Genomic DNA, 4093 nt, shown 5'->3' with positions numbered 1-4093 from the left:
TCTAATGAGACGCTAAATGTTCCATCCCAATTAACATTATTATTCCAAAGATTTACCAATTGACCATTCTGATCAAATATCTGAATCGTAGCATTTGGCTCAGCCATACCAGTTAGATATGAACCATCTTCGCTAAATACTAAATTAGTCGCATTTTCCGGTGCAGTATTATCAAGAAAGGCTGTTTGTTTTACTTCAACGCTGCGATTACCAGCTTGATCAATCACAACAAAAGTAAGTTCCTCACCTTTTAAGTAAATTTGATTCAAGTATCCTGAGACATTACCAGCACTATCTACATAACCTGAACCAACAACCTCACCTGCAGCATTTTTAACTTCAACTTGAGTATTTACTTCTGCTTGCGCTGTAAAGTTTTGACCATTTTCATTGAAAATGATGTTTTCAATCGCGTTCGGAGCAATGTCATCAATCAAGGCATTCTGCTTGACCTCTGCACTGCGGTTACCCGCTTTGTCAACTACAACAAAAGTGAGTTCTTCTCCATGTAAATGAACCTGATATAAATAACCTGAAACATTGCCCATGCTATCGGTTGAACCAGATCCTATGACTTCACCAGCAGCATTTTTGACTTCAATTTGAGTGTTTGCTTCTGCCTGAGCTGTAAAGTTCTGTCCGTTCGCATCAAGTAAAATATTTTCAATTGGATTTGGTGCAATATCATCAGTTAAAGCGTTTTGCTTAACTTCTGTACTACGGTTACCAGCTCGGTCAACGACAACAAAAGTGAGTTCTTCTCCATGTAAATAGACTTGATATAAATAACCTGACACATTACCAGCGCCATCTACATAACCTGAACCGATGATCTCACCTGCAGCATTTTTAACTTCAACTTGAGTATTTGCTTCGGCTTGTGCTGTAAAGTTTTGACCATTGAGATCTAATACAATATTTTCAATTGGATTTGGTGCTACATCATCAGTTAAAGCATTTTGCTTAACTTCTGTACTACGGTTACCAGCTCGATCTACTACAACAAAAGTGAGCTCTTCACCATGTAAATGTACTTGATACAAATATCCTGAAACATTGCCTGTGCTATCTGCTGATCCATAACCAATAATGTCACCATTGGTATTTTTAATTTCAATCTGGCTATTTGCTTCAGCGTGAGCTGTAAAGCTCTGTCCATTGATATCTAATACAATATTTTCAATCGGATTTGGTGCGATATCATCAGTTAAAGCACTCTGCTTGACCTCTGCACTACGGTTACCCGCTCGGTCAACTACAACAAAAGTAAGTTCCTCACCATGTAAGTAAACTTGCGGGAAATAACCAAATACATTACCTAAGCTATCGGTATAACTAGTAGTAATCTTATTTCCAGCCTGATCTAATATTTCAATAGAGCTTCCAGCTTCTGCCTGAGCTGTAAAGCTTTGGCCATCTTCATTGAAGATGATATTTGCAATCGGATTTGGTGCAATGGTGTCAATTAAAGCATTTTGCTTAAATTCGACACTGCGATTACCCACTCGATCTATGACAACAAAAGTAAGTTCTTCACCATGTAAATAGATTTGATTGAAAAAGCCTGAGACATTACCAGCACTATCTGTAGAACCCCAACCCGTCTGATTACCTAATGAATCAATAACTTCAATCCGACTATTCGCTTCTGCTTGTGCTGTAAAGTTTTGACCGTTTGCATCAAGTAAAATATTTTTAATTGGATCCGGTGCAATATCATCAAGTGGAGCTTTAATTGAAACAGCTTCACTCACATTTCCAGCTTGGTCTTTAACAGTGACCGTGAATGCCTCTCCATGTAAATTATTGCTACTTAAGAAAACAGTAAATGTACCGTCCGAGTTGACGGTATTATTCCATATATTCAATGGCTGACCATTATGATCAAAAACCTGAATCGTAGTATTCAGTTCTGCTACACCCGTAAGATATGAACCATCTTCTGAGAAAACTAAATTACTGGCTGGTGTAGGAGGAACTGTATCAGCGGTGATTACAGTATCGGTGCTTATTTGTCCACGAGCATCCTTAATTGATAAGAACAACTGCTCACCATCAACAAGAGGGCGGTCAAGCTGGAGTTTAAAATAACTTGATCCATTCCAGCCGTTATCTTCACCGACTTTAATTTCAGCTAGGACTTCACCTTTGGCATCTTTAACAATGAGAGTACTATTATTTTCAGCTTGCCCACTTATCACTCCGTCCGAAGTAAAGCTATCTATATATGGGGCAAAAGCATAGTTAGGCGCCTGTATCTGCGCTGCTAAACTTATATTTCCATTTACATCTGTAGCTGTGACATAAACTGTCTCAGCATTGGTTAAAAACATACCTAATTCTATCGAGAAACTTCCACTCTCGTCGGTCCAGTTATTCCAAAACCATTTATTAAGAATGTTTCCTTGTCCATCTTTAACCAAAATTTCAGAGAAAGGTTCTGCATGACCATAAACTAAATCACCAGCATCATTAAAATTTAAATCTGTTGGAACAGGTGGAGGAGTCAGATCTACAACAATATTCTGCTCAGGGCTCATCAGACCTTTATTATCAATAATTTGAACGGAAATTTGCTCTCCATCAATTAAAGGTCGGTTTACACTCAAGCTAAAATGACTAAATTCATTCCAACTATTGTCATCACCTAATGTAACCTTTCCTAATTCATTACCGTCAGCATCACGCACAATTACCGTACTATTATCTTCAGCAAACCCAGAAATTAAGCCTTCTTGTGTAATACGTTCAACATGTGGAATATAAGCAAAGTTTGGAACTTCGATTAGGACTTCACTCGTATTTTGATTTTTATCTACTACTTGTACGGTAACCGACTCACCTTCTTTTAAAAATTGGAACACAGGTAAACTTGCAAAGCCTTGTTCATCTGTAACACCGTTAGCGATTAGATTTCCTGTTCCGGAAAACACAAGAATAAGGCTGTTAGGTTCATTGACATGTACTGATAAAGTTTCGCCACTAATATCAAATTGTGGAGTTTCTAAAAATACTGCGGGCGTATAGTCTGCGGTAATATATTGCGGATGGCCTGAAATATTATCTTTATCTGTAGAGATAATAATTTGAGTACCTTCCTCCAAAGGTTGGTCGAGGGACAAAGTAAATGGTCTAACTTCACCTAATGCCATTACACTAAAAGGCGTAATACCTGGGCCCTCAAATGCAATGGAGTTAAACTCTTGCAGAATATTTCCATTCTGATCTTTTACAATAAAATGACTGCCTTCAGTCGCATAACCAGTGATCACACCTTCTGGACTAATTCGTAAAATACTAAGAGCTGGAACTTCAGTAACTAGTCCAATTGACGAATTTTCACTGCTGTAGCCATTATAAGTAGCGACAGCATAAACTTCTTGATTAGTACTAATTGAAAGGTTTTGTAAGGTAAATTTACCCTCTTCATTGACTATTGTACTTGCAAGCCAATCACCATTTTTATTATAGATATCGACCTTACTTCCTTTATATGCACTACCTGAAATGATAGCTCCATCTATATTGTTCACAGTTAGTGAATCTAGTGTTGGTGAATTCGGAGTATGATCTACATTATAATTTTGGGTCTGTTTAATAATGGCTGTATTGCCAGCTTGATCAGTAAGACTAATATCAATTGATATATTGGTTTGTGACTCTTCTGACCACAGAAACTCTGCTGGAATTTCAGCAACCCATTCTTGGGTCACTTCATCAAATTGAAAATTATAAACAGCATTGTTTAATGTCGTATTTACTAAAGTCAGTGAACTATTTAAATCTGTTGGTAGATTATCTACTTCAAGTCTTATTGAAATAACTTGATTTTTTTCAACTAGACTTATTGTATTGTCTTCGGTAATCGGCTTTACAGTTACTGCAATTGCTTCAACATTTAAAGAATTATCCACAACTACCTTTTGTATAGCAGTTTCTGATGTGTTACCTGCAAGGTCTGTCACTACAGCTTTATATTGATAAACACCATCAGCTAAATCTTTTTGATTTACTGTTGTTTCTTGCCAAGTCTTTCCTTCATCTTTCGATATCCAGTAAGTGATGTGGCTATTCTCTTCTTGTCCACTAATCT

At 37.2% G+C, this 4093-nt stretch carries 1 protein-coding gene; it reads right to left on the bottom strand.

The annotated features are described in order from the left end of the window. On the bottom strand, positions 1–4093 hold a 4093-nt coding region (locus tag ODQ17_RS17710), incomplete at both ends, for an Ig-like domain-containing protein (RefSeq protein ID WP_322905328.1).

It is taken from the genome of Acinetobacter sp. IRS14 (assembly GCF_034650275.1).
GTDB lineage: Bacteria > Pseudomonadota > Gammaproteobacteria > Pseudomonadales > Moraxellaceae > Acinetobacter > Acinetobacter oleivorans.
This window is presented reverse-complemented; position numbering and strand designations above follow the sequence as displayed.